Below are 15,665 nucleotides of genomic sequence, written 5' to 3' on the forward strand. Positions count from 1 at the left end.
GTAGGAGAGCCAGGTTGATGATCATTATAGAAGGATGATAGTGCCCAGGTAATCAAAATAACTCCATGACAAAAAACTGCATGCAATCATCTGCATGCAGCTCCAACTATGACCATGGCAGCACTTTCTTATACCATGGGATATGATCTCCATCCTCATGTTCTTCAGGGTGTTTATTCTTTTTTCCTTTAGAGGATTCTTTATCATGCTCTAGCATGTGTTCTGTACAATATTCAGTCGGTTCTGTGCCGGCTGCAAAGTAGGTATAGCGCCTCACCGGACATTCTTTCGTGGCCAGCTTCCCGTTTACAGGATCTAAATAAACGCCTACGGTACCCTTCGGAGCTTTAAATGATTTTTCTGGAGTCCCTTCAAGAGCTTCTTCCATAAATTCAACCCAGACATTTTTAGCATACATTTGATCAAGCTTTAGTTCAATCGTCTGGCCGTCGTCATAACCGGTCCAAACCGCTGTAACAAGCTGTGGGGAAAAACCAATCATCCAGCTGTCTGCATTCGTTGAACCGGATTTTCCGGCATAGGTTCGTGTCATATCATTGATAATTGTGCTGCCGGTGACACTGGCATAGCCGTTTAATTTTTTATCAAACATACCTGTCATCATATGGGTCATGACAAAGGCCAAGTCCGGACGCAGTACTGCCTGAGGCTTGGGGTCGTGCTCGTAAATGACTTCACCCTTATGGTTTTCAACCTTTTTAATTGTAACTGGTTTGACCTTTTTTCCGCCGTTGGCAAACAGACTGTAGGCATTGGCCATTTCAATTACGCGCACACCGGATGTACCAAGGGCAAGGGAGGGGACCTTTGCCATATCAGATGTGATTCCGAAGCGCTTCGCTGTTTCTACCAAGGTCTCCTCACCAAGAAACAGGTGGGTCTTCACGGCATACACATTATCAGATAAGGCTAAAGCCTGTGCCATTGTAATATCATCTTCGGCATATTGATTATTAAAATTATGTGGTGTATATTCGGCACGGTTATCATCAAACTTAAATGTGGTCAGCTCGCTGCGCATCGTTGAGGCTGGGGTAAATCCCTGCTCAAGCGCCGCATAATAAAGGAGCGGTTTGATCGTTGAACCTGGCTGACGCTCGGCTTGTGTAACGCGGTTATATGAACTTTCCGTATAATCCCGGCCGCCGACGAGAGCCTTTACATAGCCGTTTTTTGGATTCATAGCGACAAAGCCGACTTGAATAGCGGAATCATCGGATATTTGCTTCGCGATAGTTTCCTCGGCTAATTTTTGTTGATCCAAATCAAGTGTGGTAAAGACCTTTAATCCGCCAAGCTCAATCGTTCTTTCATCGAGCTTTAATAACTCTGATAATTCTTGCCGCACTGCATCTTGAAAATAAGGAGCCGTTACAAGCTTTGTATGTGGGTGCTTACCCACAATTTTGAGCTTCTCCTGTTCGGCTTTTTGTGCTGCGGCTTCATCAATTAAATTAATTTCCTGCATGGCTGACAAAATAGTTCCCTGCCGCAACTTTGCTTTTTCAATTGAGGCGAGCGGCGAGTAGATGCTTGGTCCTTTCGGAATTCCTGCCAGCATCGCTGCCTCGGCCAATGTTAGTTGCGAGGCATCCTTGCCAAAGTAATACTGGCTTGCCGCCTGAGCACCGTATGCCCCATGGCCGTAATAAATCGTATTTAAGTAGCCTTCTAAAATTTGTTCTTTCGTATAGTTCATTTCAAGACGAATCGTATAAAAGGCTTCATTTAATTTTCGCTGCCATGTTTTATCGTGCTCAAGGTAGAGGTTGCGGGCATATTGCTGACTAATTGTGCTGGCGCCCTGGACCTTTGACATTGCTTTAATGTCTGCGAGGGCGGCACCGGCAATTCTTTTATAGTCAAAGCCGTTATGCTCGTAATATTTTCGGTCTTCAATGGCAAGCGTTGCATCTATAAGGTGTGGGCTGATTTCGTCAAAATTAACCCAATATCGCTTTTGACCGTTGTTGCTTTCTCCGATTACCGTTCCATTGTCATCATAGTAAAGAGTTGACTGTGGAACAGCGAGTGGAGGAGGTCCAAGAACTTTGGCATAGATCAAAACTCCAATGATAAAAAGAACCATCAAACAAGCAATAATAAAACAAAGAAAGAATAAGGCCCGTAAATATTTAATTGTTTTTCGAAACCGTTGATCTGTCATAAGTTCCATAATGTTTCACCCCCAAATAGAAATGCGGAGACGCCTTGTCGTGGCTGGGCGTCGAAGCTGGACGAATAAAATGCGTAAGACGCTGTGAGCACCTGCTCAGCAACCCTGTCCAATTTCTCTTTTATATAAAAAATAAACATATTATTAGTATTGAAAAATAAACGGGTTTTTAAACATTTTCTGGGTGGCCCGGAAACTTTTTCTTTTTATTTCATATAGAATGCTCTATAATTTTTTTGTTTGCTTTTAACCTGTCTGGGTAACATAAAAAAGAAATGCGGAAGCGGCTTATGACCCCGAGGGTCTAGCTGCTGCAGCTGGACAAAAGATGATTTAGTGTTTTCAATCCAATTGAAGGGATGAATACAATGGGAATTTGGTTTACCGAGAAACAGACAGAGAACTTCGGGATTACGATGAAAATCAATCGTACCTTACATACAGAGCAAACAGAGTTTCAAAAACTGGACATGGTCGAAACAGAAGAATGGGGTAATATGCTTTTACTTGATGATATGGTCATGACTTCTGTCAGAGATGAGTTTGTTTACCATGAGATGGTCGCACATATACCTCTTTTTACCCATCCCAATCCGGAAAACATATTGGTTGTTGGCGGCGGTGACGGTGGAGTCATTCGTGAAGTGTTAAAGCATCCAAAGGTGAAAAAGGCAACATTGGTTGATATTGACGGCAAGGTAATTGAGTATTCAAAGAAATATCTGCCTGAAATTGCTGGAAAGCTCGATGATGAGCGCGTTGAGGTTAAAGTAGGCGACGGTTTTATGCATATTGCTGAAAGCGACAATACCTATGATGTGATCATGGTGGATTCAACAGAGCCGGTAGGTCCAGCAGTCAATCTTTTTACAAAAGGCTTTTATGCCGGTATTTCCAAGGCACTGAAGGAAGATGGTATCTTTGTGGCACAGTCGGACAATCCTTGGTTTAAGAGTGATTTAATCCGCAGCGTACAAAAGGATGTAAAAGAAATTTTCCCTATTACACGCTTATACATAGCAAATATTCCGACGTATCCAAGCGGGATGTGGGCCTTTACACTCGGATCAAAAAAATATGACCCGCTTGAAGTAAGTGACGACCGTTTTCATGAAATAGAAACAAAATATTATACAAAGGAATTACATAAGGCGGCATTTGTGCTGCCTAAGTTTGTAAAGGATTTAACAGAGTAACTTTATTCAGCAGAGGTCCTCTGCTGAATAAAGTTAAGGAGTGAAGACAAAAAGCTCTCCGATTCAGTAGGGTTCAAATCCGGCTGAATGAAGTTATGTCTCCGGCGAGTCTTGCGATTTTTTAAGGGTAATTTATCGAGCGAGCTCGATAAAAATCCGGACGCAAATTCGACGGGCGAATTTGAATTATACAGGAAAAGGATACTTGCGTCAAAAGCGGTATCGAAGATAAAAGGGGGATTTACTATGCGTTTTGATGAAGCTTATTCAGGTAATGTGTTTATTAAAAGTCATCCAAGTTATGAGGAAAGTAAGGTAGTTATATACGGTATGCCGATGGACTGGACAGTAAGCTACCGTCCAGGCTCCCGTTTTGGTCCTGCCCGCATCCGCGAAGTATCAATCGGAATTGAGGAGTATAGCCCATATTTAGATAAAGATTTAAATGATCTTAAATACTTTGATGCAGGAGATATTCCGCTGCCATTCGGTAATGCACAAAAGAGTCTGGATTTGATTGAAGAATATCTTGATGGCTTGCTGGCAGATGGTAAATTTCCGCTTGGTATGGGTGGTGAGCATCTTGTGACATGGCCGGTTATTAAAGCGATGTATAAAAAATATCCAGATTTAGCAATTATTCATATGGATGCACACACTGACCTGCGTGAGAATTATGAGGGCGAGCCGTTGTCCCATTCAACGCCGATTCGAAAAGCAGCTGACCTTATTGGACCGCAGAATATTTATTCCTTTGGCATCCGTTCTGGTATGAAGGAAGAGTTTGAATGGGCAAAAGAAGTGGGCATGCATCTATTCAAATTTGATGTTCACAAGCCGCTTCAGGAGATTCTGCCAACGCTTGCCGGACGCCCTGTTTATGTGACCATCGATATTGATGTGTTAGACCCGGCTCATGCGCCTGGAACAGGTACGGTTGATGCAGGAGGTATTACATCAAGAGAATTGCTCGCATCCATCCATGAAATCGCTCATTCTGATGTGCGTGTAGTGGGCGCCGACCTTGTAGAGGTTGCTCCGATTTATGATCATTCCGAGCAAACCGTTAACACAGCAAGCAAGCTTCTGCGCGAAATGCTGCTTGGGTTTGTGAAATAATGTTTAACAACCAGAGACAAATGGAGGTCTCTGGTTTTTTTCTGCAGTGCCTGACACTAAAAATAGACATTTATAATAAATTTTCCACGTTAAAAAGACATTCAAGATATACATTTTCCTTTTTATTATCTTCCTTCCAAATAATGCATACAAATCACGGTCTATGGAAAAATATACCCATATGAAAAAAGGGGTAGCTCGTGATGCGTGATTTCCGAAAACGAAAGACACTACAGGATTTATTCAATAAAAAAACAGAATCTCTGCCATCAGAGATCAATATGAACACGATGAGTTCGGATCTATCAGAAATGGAACAGCAATTGAAGAAGCTTTTTGAAAACTGTTCGGATTTTGTGATTCGGCCTGTCTATGTCATGGATAAAGTCAAAATATTACTCATTTATATAGATGGGCTCATTGATACGAACATGCTTGATGAAGTTTTTTTAAAGCCAATGCTATTTGAACGAAGACCTCAAGGGCTTGAAGAGGTTTCGTCGTTGGGGCAGGTCATTGAACAGAAGCTGATCGCGATTACCCAAGTGCAAAACGTGTCCAAGCTGAGTGAACTGGCAGATGGAATTCTGAAAGCAAATATCGGTGTGGTTATTGATGGAGAAACAAAAGCCATGCTTGCCGGACTGCCAGGTTTTGAAAAAAGGTCGATTGAAGAACCGGCAACAGAAGTCACCATTCGCGGTCCGAAAGAGGGATTTACAGAATCTTTAAGGACCAATACAACCCTTTTGCGCAGAAGAATTCGCAGTACAAAACTCAAATTAGAATCCTTCACCATTGGAGAACTGTCGAAAACAGATGTAGTGATTGCCTATATTGAAGGAATTGCAACTGATTCTCTTTTAAAGGAAGTCCGATTAAGAATTGAGAGGATTAGGCTGGATGCACTGATGGGTTCGGAAATGTTGGAGGAGTTTATAGAAGATGTCCCTTATTCTCCCTTTCCACAGATTCAGAATACGGAAAGACCGGATATCCTTGTAGCTAATCTACTCGAGGGCAGAGTAGGAATTATTGTAGATAACACGCCTTTTGTTCTCGTGGTTCCGATGACATTTTGGAGCGGACTACAAGCTGCGGATGATTATTATGAACGCTTTATTTATACGACATTTATTCGCTTTATTCGTTTCACTTTGTTTAACATCTCTCTTTTTTTGCCATCCCTTTATGTAGCGCTGTCGACCTTTCATCCCAAGCTTATTCCAACGAGTTTGCTTTTTAGTGTTGCTGCTGCAAGGGAGGGGGTGCCGTTCCCGGCCATTATTGAAGCTTTGATGATGGAGTTTGTGTTTGAAGGCCTGCGGGAAGCAGGTGTCCGTTTGCCGAAAGCAATTGGGTCTGCCGTTAGTATTGTAGGAGCTCTGGTTATTGGCCAGGCTGCTGTACAGGCCGGGATTGTTTCTGCTCCAATGGTTATTGTCGTTGCGACAACTGGAATCGCATCATTTTCCATTCCTCGTTATAATTTTGGCACCTCCATCAGAGTGATAAGGTTCATCATGTTAATTTTAGCCGGGATTTTCGGCTTATATGGGATTGTGCTAGGCTTTATTGCCTTACATATTCATTTAGTATGTCTGCGTTCCTTTGGCATTCCGTATTTCAGTCCAGTAGCACCGCAAATTCCAGCCGATTTAAAAGATGTCATTGTAAGACTGCCAAGATGGACTTTGAATAAACGGCCAACTTTTTTGGCAGGCAAGGATAAGATACGCTTTCCAAAAGGGCAAAAACCAAAATAGGGAGTATAGGAAAAAATGAGTAAAGGGAGTATGGTTTGTATTATTTTGTGTCTCCAAATAATGATAACGGCGGGCTGCTGGGATAGCATGGAATTGAATGATCGTGCATTATGGCTGGCAACAGGCTGGGATATCGGTGAAAAGGAAGATGAAATTCAAATATGCGGACAAATAGCCATTCCCTCTAATATGCAGTCGCAAAGCGGAGGGGGTGGCGGAGGAGGGAAAGGTGAATCGTTCGTAGCTGTTTCGGCTAAGGGGAAAAATGTACAAGAAGCATTGGAAAATCAACAAGGCATGCTTTCGAGGGAAGCCTATTTTGGCCATAGGCGCGTCACTTTTTATGGAGAGGAGTTTGCCAAACGCGGTTTGAAACAAGAAATAGATATAAACAGTAGAAGCCCGAATGTCGGAATTCGGACAGATGTGTTTGTCGTAAAAGGGGATACTGCTTTAAATGCGCTGAATCAGTCCAATCCATTTGAAAATCCCCCGGCAGTTGCAGCATTGAAGGCCCATAGACAAGCGGGAGGAAGAGGAGATAAGGTCTATTTAGATCTTCTTATGGCTGCTAACAGTGAAGGGATTCGACCTACTATACCTGTCGTTGAAATTGAGCCCATTCAAAAGGGAAATAAAGAGGCCAAGGGCGAAGCGAAGAAAACCATTTTAAAATTGACAGGATTGGCAGTGTTTGGCCCTGATTTGAAATTAGCAGGTTTTTTAAATATGAATGAAAACCGGGACTATCTTTGGGTAACAGGGAATTTACAAAAAAAGACGATTACGATTTCATTGGGTGGTCAAAGCAATGCAAGTTTGGCTTTGACTAAGATTAAAGGAAAGATCATTCCAAAAATGGAGGGAAATCAGATTACTTTTACGGTTAAGCTAAGCGGAGAAGGGGGTATTACTGAAAATAACAATAATTTGAATATTAATATGACGAGAAATGTCCGGACTCTAGAAAAATCTATGGAAAAGCAAACAAAAGAACAGGTATTAGCAACCATCAATAAAGTACAAAAGGAATTTGGATTAGATATTTTTGGATTCGGAGAGTCTGTTCATAAAAAGTATCCTCATAAGTGGAAAAAGGTAAAAAAAGATTGGGATCGTTATTTTGCAGAAGCAAACATTTCGGTAAATGTTGACCTTAAAATACGTCAAATTGGTATGACCGGTCCATCCATGCTGTATAAAGAAAGCGAGATAAAAGAATGAAAATCACGGGGCTGCAAATATATTGGATTATGTTCTCTATACTAGTTGGAAATACAGTGCTCATTACCATTACACCGGCTGTTAAGTATGCCAAACAAGATATGTGGATGTCCTATCTTATAGCAGGGCTGGGAGGAACCTTGATTGTGTTCCTTGCAACTAAGGCGGCCTTGCTGTATCCCAAGCATACACTGATTGAATATAGTAAATTCATTTTTGGTAAATGGATTGGAATCTTAACCGCGATACTCTATTTAGTCTATTGGTATACGGTTATCGGTAATATATTAGGAGAATTTACTGAATTTGTGAGCATTATTTTACTTCCAAAAACCCCTCACTGGATATTGCTTTTGACCATTCTTTTATTATTAGTTTATATTGCTTATATAGGAGGAATAGAAGCGGTTGGACGGTGTGGTGAGGTGTTTGGTCCTATTATTTTTATGAGTTTTATCTTGTTAATCGCTTTTACTATTCCCAATCTTCAATTCAATCGTATTCTCCCTATTTATGCGGATTCTGGATTATATCCTATTATAAGAGGCAGTTTCTATCCTCTTTCCTTTTTAGGGGAGTCTGTACTCATGTTAATGCTCATTTCATTTATGGATCAGCCGGAGAAAGGAACCCGCCGGGCAGTATGGGGAGTTTTATCGGCAGCAGTGCTGATTACTTTCTCCACCGTCAGTGTAATTCTTATTTTTGGACCAGCAGTGTCAGCAAAGCTGAAATATCCTATAATTGAGACTATCAGATACATTAATGTAATGAATTTTATCCAAAACCTTGAAATTGTTGCTGTATTAATTTGGATTTTAAGCCTTTTTATCAAGTTATCACTCTATTTTGTTCTGGCAGCCTATGGAACTGCACAGCTTTTTCATATAAAAGACTGGAAAAAGCTTATATGGGTTGTGGCAGTCATTTCTTTTCTTTTGGCTATGGTTTTTTCAAGATCTACAACATACGGGATGGAATATATCGAGTATTTTTGGCTTCCAGTGGTCCTCACTCTAAATATGGCAGTGATTCCGCTCCTGCTATGGATGGTCGGAAGTCTTCGAAAAAAGAAGCAAGCATCCAATTCTTCTAATGGATAATCAACATCAACTTGAAACCATTTTGAAAAAAAATTATAATTAATAAGTTATCCAAAAGGATGTAATCAGGCAATGCAAAGGAAAAGAGGTGCACGTTTGGTGTCTAGCTATCCAACAGTGCAGATGGCTGTTAAAATAACAGTGAATACGACAATTACTAATGGTTCGGAAAAAGAAACGTATGAGCTCATCACATTTGGACAATACATTCAAAAGACGAGCTCTGTTTTTCTGCGTTATGATGAACTGATGGAAGAAGGGTCCGCTAAAACGGTTGTCAAAGTATCAGATCAGGAAGGGTCTATCGTTAGAAATGGCTCCGTTGAAATAAGACTGCCTTTTCAAATGAATAAAATCCTTGTCGGAAGCTATAAAACACCGTACGGGGTACTCGACATGGAAACCTCGACAAGGGGGATCCGCCATGAATTTGACGATGTGTTAAAAAAGGGGCTCATTAACATATTATATGATTTAAAAGTGCAGGGAAACCATGCAGGTACATATCACGTATTGATTACGTTTGAGGAGGATGAAAAAGATGAATATAGTAGAGCAGGTAAAAAGTAACCTAAGGGCAGAAATCGCTGCGGCTGTTGTTAAGGCCGGTTTAGCAAGCGAAGAGCAGCTGCCTGACGTAGTCCTTGAGATTCCAAAGGATAAAGTAAACGGGGATTATTCAACAAATATGGCGATGCAGCTGGCAAGAGTGGCCAAAAAAGCGCCGAAGATGATTGCAGAAGAGCTTGTCGCTCATTTTGATAAATCAAAGGCTTCGATTGAAAAGATTGAAATTGCCGGTCCAGGCTTTATTAATTTTTACATGAATAACAGCTATTTAACGAATCTTATTCCTGCTGTTATTGAAGCTGGCGATAAGTATGGCGAAACAACTGTCGGAGGTAACGAGAAAGTTCAGGTGGAGTTCGTGTCAGCCAACCCAACAGGTGACTTGCACTTAGGACATGCCCGCGGTGCTGCAGTAGGGGATTCGCTTTGCAATATTTTAGCAAAAGCAGGCTATGATGTTTCACGTGAATATTATATTAATGATGCGGGAAATCAGATTAACAATCTTGCCCTATCAGTGGATGCCCGTTATCACCAGGCGCTTGGAATCGATAAGCCTATGCCTGAGGATGGCTACCATGGGGAAGACATTATCGGAATCGGGAAAAAACTTGCGGAAGAATTCGGCGATAAGTTTGTTGAAATGAACGACGAAGAACGTTTCGGGCAATTCCGCGAATATGGATTGAAATATGAAATGGCCAAGCTGAAGCAGGATTTAGAGGATTTCCGTGTAGGGTTTGATGTATGGTTCTCAGAAACTTCCCTATATCATAACGGCAAAATTGACAATGCTTTGCAAAAGCTACGAGATAACGGCTATATTTACGAGCAGGATGGGGCAACATGGCTGCGTTCAACTGATTTCGGTGACGATAAGGACCGTGTGTTAATTAAGCAGGATGGCTCTTATACGTACTTGCTGCCTGATATTGCTTATCACAGAGACAAGCTTGAGCGCGGCTTTGAGAAGTTGATTAATATTTGGGGTGCTGACCACCACGGTTATATTCCTCGTATGAGAGCAGCGATTCAGGCATTAGGCTATACTGCCGACACACTTGAAGTAGAAATTATTCAGCTTGTTCATTTATATAAAAACGGTGAGAAAATGAAAATGAGTAAGCGGACAGGTAAAGCCGTTACGATGAGAGATCTTGTTGAAGAGGTTGGCCTTGATGCAACTCGTTATTTCTTCGCCATGAGAAGTGCGGATACACATATGGACTTTGACCTTGATTTAGCGGTTTCTCAGTCCAATGAAAATCCAGTGTACTATGCGCAATATGCTCATGCAAGAATCTGCAGTATTTTACGCACGGCAGGGGAGCAGAATCTTGCTTATGGCGCAAATGCTGATTTCTCCTATATTCAATCGGAAAAAGAAATCGACGTGTTGAAAAAGCTTGGTGAGTTCCCTGAAGCAGTTGGGGAAGCTGCATTGAAGAGAATCCCGCACCGCATCACGAACTATATTTTTGAATTAGCATCTAATTTCCACAGCTTCTACAATGCGGAAAAAGTTTTAGATATGGAAGAAGTAGAAAAAACAAAAGCACGTCTGTCCTTAATTAAGGCCGTACAGATTACGTTGAAAAATGCATTAAGCTTGATCGGAGTTTCAGCTCCAGAGAAAATGTAGCTGTCTGGCATCTGTCATCTATTAATGTTTGAGAATAAATCTATGTGTGGTGCCTGACACCTCGCAAGGAAAGAGGCTTCCAATGATGGAGGCCTCTTTTTTAATCATTATTTCCATTCAACTGCCCCGCCGCTGATCCGTTTTACCCCGCGAATTTTGCTAATATCTTCGATAAGCTTCAGCATTGCTAAATCCTTCATTTTCGCTTCTATCATAAAATCGACATCCTGCTTGAGGGAATGGAGAATCGAAAGAAGCGGCTGAAGAAATTCCACATCAACATAATCGGCATGGGAACGAAAGGCGGATGGGGACTTTGGTGAGGAGACATGAATTTTTGGAATCAGGTCCCGCTTCTCCCAAGTTGCGAAAATTTCTGGCAACAGCTGCTCTAATGAGCCCTCTCCCAGATTGGCCATATGGTGATGATAATCAAAAATATTAGTAACTCCTTCTAGCTGGCAAATGTTCAACGTTTCATCAGTGGTATAGGTTTTGTCGTCATTTTCGAGCGTCATAATCTCTTTAATGTGCGCCGGGAGGCTTTTTAAATTAACCCTGAACCGCTCGAGGGATTCCTCTTTGTTTCCATAGGCACCGCCAATATGAATGTTAATGAGACTTTCATTTTCAACCCCCATCGCTTCAAGCATTCTATAATGGTATTCCATATCAATAACGGCATTCTTTGTCACATCCTCACGAGGAGAGGTGAACAGTGTAAATTGGTTCGGGTGGAAGCTGACCCGCAGGCGATGCTTCTTAACAAGCTCCCCAATCCCGCTCCACTTGTCCCGGAAAGGGGTAACAAAATCCCAGCGTACCTCCGGATGGGTAGCAAGCGGGACAATGGAACTAGAGAATCGGTACAGCTCAATTTCGTGTCCGATATTATAGTGAAGCATTCTTTCTGTATTGTTTAAATTAGCAGCTGTTACAGTTAAAAGCTTCTCCATCCGCTCTTCTGCAGGAAGTTGAGTAAAGCGGGTATAGGTGACAGTTTTGGATGGAGATGCATCCCAAAGGCTCATTGATTGGGACACATATCCAAAGCGAATCCTCATAATGTTAACTCCTTTAACTGAAAAGGGCTGCAGGGTAAGCAGCCCTTGTATTGAAAAATGATTGGATTGTCTTTTGTGTCGGAAATCAGAGCACTGAAGCTAAATCGGTCACAAAAGCAGTTCATTTTACAAAAACAGTGAAATCGATCGGGCGACCATTTCTTTACAGAATGTCCAAGGGTTCAGCATGGAGATATCCTGCTGTGAAATTAGTTTGGATTCTGACTGGTCCTGCTTCAACACGCCGCGAATTTTTTCAATATAATGCGGGTCATATGTGTAGCAGTTCATTTCATGATTCAAATAAAAGCTGCGTTTATCAAAGTTGGCGGTTCCGACGTCGCAGACTTTGTCGTCAATGATAAGAATTTTAGAATGAAAAAAGCCATTTTGATATTGATATACAGTCGCGCCAAGATCCAAAAGCTTACGCAAGTACTGGTAAGACGCTTCTTTTACAAGTGCATGGTCCGGGTTGGAAGGGACAAGAATTTCAAGTTTGACACCTCGTTTCAATGCAGACTGGAGATCGTGAAAAAGCCTTTTGCCTGGGATGAAATAAGGGGTCCCAATCATAATGCATTGCTTGGCACCGTTAATCAAACTAGAAAAGGTTTGCTCGAGGTAGAAGCCCTCAGAGGGAATGAGTTTATGACGGTATTTCCCCTTTTCTAGATGGGGAAAATAGGCTTCGTTTTGTGTCAAGCGTACCCTCGCTGCCTCTTCCCAGTCCCTCAGAAACATATGCTGCAGGTCCTGGACGCCTTCACCGATAATCTTTAAATGGTAATCACGCCAAGGGCTGAGCTTGGGATTGAGATTGATATATTCTTTGCCGATATTAAAGCCGCCGAGATACCCGATTTTACCGTCAATAACGGTAATCTTCCGATGATTGCGCACCTGGGAAGAATAAAAGAAAAAGGGAGGCCTTGGTGCCTTACAGAAAACAAGCTCCACCCTTGAGCCTTGAAGCTCTCGGGAAATACTCCGTTTTGCCTTCAAAGAACCAATCCAGTCCAGCATAAGACGGACTTCAATCCCTTCATCAGCCTTCTTTTTTAATAACGACAGGAATTCAGAGGAGATTCGGTCCTTTTTTACAATATAAAAGAGAATATGAATGTGCTTCTGTGCCTCTTTTAATTCTGCAAACAGGTCTGCAAATAGCTCTGGACCTGATGTAAACATTTGAATATCGCTATACCGATCAGGAAAGTGCTGCAGTTGCAGCTTTTTTAAATGGATTTTTCGGCCAAGGGAAAAGTCAACGAAGAAATAAAGGACAACTACATACAACACCCCAATAATGATAAAAAATGTTTCCAAGGTTCATTTCCCCCTCGAGACTTATGCCTAACTGTCCTGTTAGTATGCACGAGAATGGGTTTTCCTATGTTTTTTATAAAAAGGAAATAAAACGTTACTGATTGTTTATTTATGGCCATATAATAGATTAATTTAGCAGTCTGAATATTAGGTTAAGACAGGAGGTTAAAGAATGAGTGGGATTTTGTGGGTCAATCTGATTGCGTTCATTGCTGTTACCGCTTACGCTGTCAGCCTGTTTGTTTACTTAATCAGGACGAGAATGGCTTATATCAAGTTAGGCAGGAAAGTAGAGTATGACCGTAATGTAAAAGAAAGACTCCATAACATATGGATTCATGTGTTTGGGCAGAAGAAGCTGTTAAAGGATAAAAAGAGCGGCGTGATGCATGTCCTTTTTTTCTATGGCTTTATTCTTGTTCAATTTGGAGCCATTGATTTTATTATAAAAGGAATGAAGAAGGGGGCGCACCTGCCGTTTGGTCCTCTATACCCCGCATTCACCTTTTTTCAAGAAATTGTGACACTCGTCATCCTGATCGCCGTTTTTATGGCCTTTTACCGCCGCTATATTGAAAAGCTTGTTCGCTTAAAAAGAAACTTTAAAGCTGGTCTCGTGCTGATTTTCATTGGCGGATTAATGTTATCCGTACTATTGGGAAATGGAATGAGTCTTGTCTGGCATCAGCATACCCCTTCATGGACAGAGCCTGTTGCTTCATTGATTGCCGTTAGTTTCTCCGGAATGGGCGAGACCGCTGCTGCCGTTGTTTTTTACGTGGCCTGGTGGGTTCATTTGCTCATCCTGCTTACATTTCTTGTCTATGTCCCCCAATCAAAGCACGCCCACTTAATTGCCGGTCCGGCCAATGTGTATTTTAATCGTTTAGAGAAGCCGGGAAAATTAACCCCGATTGATTTTGAAGATGAAACCCAGGAAACCTTTGGTGTTGGAAAAATTGAGGAGTTTACACAGCTTCAATTGATTGATTTATACGCCTGTGTTGAGTGCGGCCGCTGTACGAATATGTGTCCGGCTACAGGGACCGGGAAAATGCTGTCCCCGATGGATTTGATTGTGAAGATGCGCGACCATTTGACCAATCATGGAGCGGCTGTCACAAGGCAGAATCCATGGGTGCCGGCCTTTGCGTTTTCTCATACACTGGGCAACAGAATAGCGAAGGGCGCAGCTCAAGGCGGAGCAGACGAATCGATCTTAGCCTATGTTGACTATCATCCGAGCCTGATTGGCGAGGTGATTACGGAGAAAGAAATTTGGGCCTGTACCACGTGCCGGAATTGTGAAGATCAATGTCCGGTCATGAATGAGCATGTGGAGAAAATTATTGACCTTCGCCGCTATCTAGTGTTAACAGAAGGGCGTATGGATTCAGATGCCCAGCGCGCCATGACAAATATTGAACGCCAGGGTAATCCATGGGGGCTTAATCGGAGGGAAAAGGAAAACTGGCGCAGCGCAAGAGAAGATGTGATGATTCCGACTGTTAAGGAGCTAGCAAAGGCAGGAGAGGAATTTGAATACCTTTTCTGGGTCGGATCGATGGGCTCTTTTGATAACCGCAGCCAGAAGATTGCCTTATCGTTTGCGAGACTGCTAAATGAAGCGGGCGTAAAGTTTGCCATTCTCGGTAATAAGGAGAAAAATTCAGGTGATACACCGCGCCGTCTTGGCAATGAATTTTTATTTCAGGAGCTTGCCTCTCATAATATCGCCGAGTTTGAACATGCTGGGGTTAAGAAAATTGTTACGATTGACCCGCATGCTTACAACATTTTTAAAAATGAATATAAAGATTTCGGCTTAAAGGCGGAAGTCGTGCACCATACTGAACTCCTCGTCCAGCTGGTCAAGGAAGGCCGGTTACAGCCGCAGTATGAGGTGAATGAAAGAATTACGTTTCATGATTCCTGTTATTTAGGCCGCTATAATGAAGTGTATGATCCGCCGCGGGAAATTTTGAAGAGGATTCCAGGTGTCACACTTGTGGAGATGGAGAGGAACCGGGAAAACGGGATGTGCTGCGGTGCCGGGGGAGGCTTGATGTGGATGGAGGAGGAAACGGGCCACCGTATTAACGCAGCACGCACCGAGCAGGCACTGGAGGTTAAACCATCTGTGATCAGCTCGGGCTGTCCATACTGCTTAACGATGCTGTCAGACGGTACAAAAGCGAAGGAAGTGGAAGACCTTGTTAAGACATACGATGTGGCAGAGCTCTTGGAAAAAGCCGTCTTTGGTGAAAAGAAAGAAGCCCTATCTTAATAGGGGTTCAGTTAGGAAGCTCCGGCAGTCTAGAAAGCCTGCAGCTTCCTAATAGACTCTACTTATAAATAATTAGTAAATTCTTTTTATTCAGTTAATTTTGTAGTAAAATAAAAGCAAGCGCTTACATTGTTTTAAGAACTGAAAAGCCTAGTTGCAGGCAGTTGT

11 protein-coding genes are annotated in these 15,665 nt (G+C 42.2%); 8 read left to right on the top strand and 3 right to left on the bottom strand.

The genetic code is table 11. The annotated features are described in order from the left end of the window. Positions 1 to 106: 106 nt before the first annotated feature. On the bottom strand, positions 107 to 2,197 hold the full coding sequence (locus F4V44_RS00005; protein WP_150437937.1) for a transglycosylase domain-containing protein: 2,091 nt from the start codon (positions 2,195 to 2,197) through the stop codon (positions 107 to 109). 368 nt (positions 2,198 to 2,565) lie between these two features. Here F4V44_RS00005 and speE point away from each other — a divergent pair, with 368 nt between their 5' ends. From speE to argS, 7 genes are all read left to right on the top strand, one after another. Beyond that, positions 2,566 to 3,393, top strand: a complete 828-nt coding sequence (gene speE / locus F4V44_RS00010) for a spermidine synthase (RefSeq protein WP_150437938.1) — start codon at positions 2,566 to 2,568, stop codon at positions 3,391 to 3,393. Between the two features lie 246 nt (positions 3,394 to 3,639). Continuing rightward, positions 3,640 to 4,512 (top strand): agmatinase, encoded by an 873-nt coding sequence (gene speB / locus F4V44_RS00015; protein ID WP_150437939.1) that lies wholly within the window; start codon positions 3,640 to 3,642, stop codon positions 4,510 to 4,512. A 200-nt stretch (positions 4,513 to 4,712) separates the two neighbouring features. Then, the gene (locus F4V44_RS00020) at positions 4,713 to 6,278 is read left to right on the top strand and encodes a spore germination protein (RefSeq protein WP_396897460.1); all 1,566 of its coding nucleotides are present in this window, start codon (positions 4,713 to 4,715) and stop codon (positions 6,276 to 6,278) included. A gap of 15 nt (positions 6,279 to 6,293) precedes the next feature. Continuing rightward, on the top strand, positions 6,294 to 7,502 hold the full coding sequence (locus F4V44_RS00025; protein ID WP_150437941.1) for a Ger(x)C family spore germination protein: 1,209 nt from the start codon (positions 6,294 to 6,296) through the stop codon (positions 7,500 to 7,502). Continuing rightward, complete coding sequence (locus F4V44_RS00030; RefSeq protein ID WP_150437942.1) at positions 7,499 to 8,605, top strand: GerAB/ArcD/ProY family transporter; 1,107 nt, start codon at positions 7,499 to 7,501, stop codon at positions 8,603 to 8,605. The genes F4V44_RS00025 and F4V44_RS00030 overlap by 4 nt, the downstream gene beginning before the upstream one ends. 72 nt (positions 8,606 to 8,677) lie before the next feature. Continuing rightward, the gene (locus tag F4V44_RS00035; RefSeq protein WP_223881730.1) at positions 8,678 to 9,175 is read left to right on the top strand and encodes a DUF1934 domain-containing protein; all 498 of its coding nucleotides are present in this window, start codon (positions 8,678 to 8,680) and stop codon (positions 9,173 to 9,175) included. Then, on the top strand, positions 9,147 to 10,817 hold the full coding sequence (gene argS / locus F4V44_RS00040; protein WP_150437943.1) for an arginine--tRNA ligase: 1,671 nt from the start codon (positions 9,147 to 9,149) through the stop codon (positions 10,815 to 10,817). The genes F4V44_RS00035 and argS overlap by 29 nt, the downstream gene beginning before the upstream one ends. A gap of 107 nt (positions 10,818 to 10,924) precedes the next feature. Here argS and uvsE read toward each other — a convergent pair whose 3' ends face one another. Both uvsE and cls read right to left on the bottom strand, forming a co-directional pair. Next, positions 10,925 to 11,881 (bottom strand): UV DNA damage repair endonuclease UvsE, encoded by a 957-nt coding sequence (gene uvsE, locus F4V44_RS00045; RefSeq protein WP_150437944.1) that lies wholly within the window; start codon positions 11,879 to 11,881, stop codon positions 10,925 to 10,927. 126 nt (positions 11,882 to 12,007) lie between these two features. Then, complete coding sequence (gene cls, locus F4V44_RS00050; RefSeq protein ID WP_150437945.1) at positions 12,008 to 13,210, bottom strand: cardiolipin synthase; 1,203 nt, start codon at positions 13,208 to 13,210, stop codon at positions 12,008 to 12,010. 172 nt (positions 13,211 to 13,382) lie between these two features. Between cls and F4V44_RS00055 the strand changes: the two genes are divergently transcribed. Beyond that, positions 13,383 to 15,497, top strand: coding sequence for a (Fe-S)-binding protein (locus tag F4V44_RS00055; RefSeq protein ID WP_150437946.1), 2,115 nt, complete (start codon positions 13,383 to 13,385; stop codon positions 15,495 to 15,497). Positions 15,498 to 15,665 lie beyond the last annotated feature (168 nt).

This window comes from Niallia endozanthoxylica, assembly GCF_008710145.1.
GTDB lineage: Bacteria > Bacillota > Bacilli > Bacillales > Cytobacillaceae > Bacillus_BD > Bacillus_BD endozanthoxylica.

Excerpts from the sequence above, each read along its gene's own strand:
- F4V44_RS00005 (WP_150437937.1), bottom strand. The coding sequence starts at position 2,197 with ATGGAACTTATGACAGATCAACGGTTTCGAAAAACAATTAAATATTTA.
- speE (WP_150437938.1), top strand. The coding sequence starts at position 2,566 with ATGGGAATTTGGTTTACCGAGAAACAGACAGAGAACTTCGGGATTACG.
- speB (WP_150437939.1), top strand. The coding sequence starts at position 3,640 with ATGCGTTTTGATGAAGCTTATTCAGGTAATGTGTTTATTAAAAGTCAT.
- F4V44_RS00025 (WP_150437941.1), top strand. The coding sequence starts at position 6,294 with ATGAGTAAAGGGAGTATGGTTTGTATTATTTTGTGTCTCCAAATAATG.
- F4V44_RS00030 (WP_150437942.1), top strand. The coding sequence starts at position 7,499 with ATGAAAATCACGGGGCTGCAAATATATTGGATTATGTTCTCTATACTA.
- F4V44_RS00035 (WP_223881730.1), top strand. The coding sequence starts at position 8,678 with ATGCAAAGGAAAAGAGGTGCACGTTTGGTGTCTAGCTATCCAACAGTG.
- argS (WP_150437943.1), top strand. The coding sequence starts at position 9,147 with ATGAATATAGTAGAGCAGGTAAAAAGTAACCTAAGGGCAGAAATCGCT.
- uvsE (WP_150437944.1), bottom strand. The coding sequence starts at position 11,881 with ATGAGGATTCGCTTTGGATATGTGTCCCAATCAATGAGCCTTTGGGAT.
- F4V44_RS00055 (WP_150437946.1), top strand. The coding sequence starts at position 13,383 with ATGAGTGGGATTTTGTGGGTCAATCTGATTGCGTTCATTGCTGTTACC.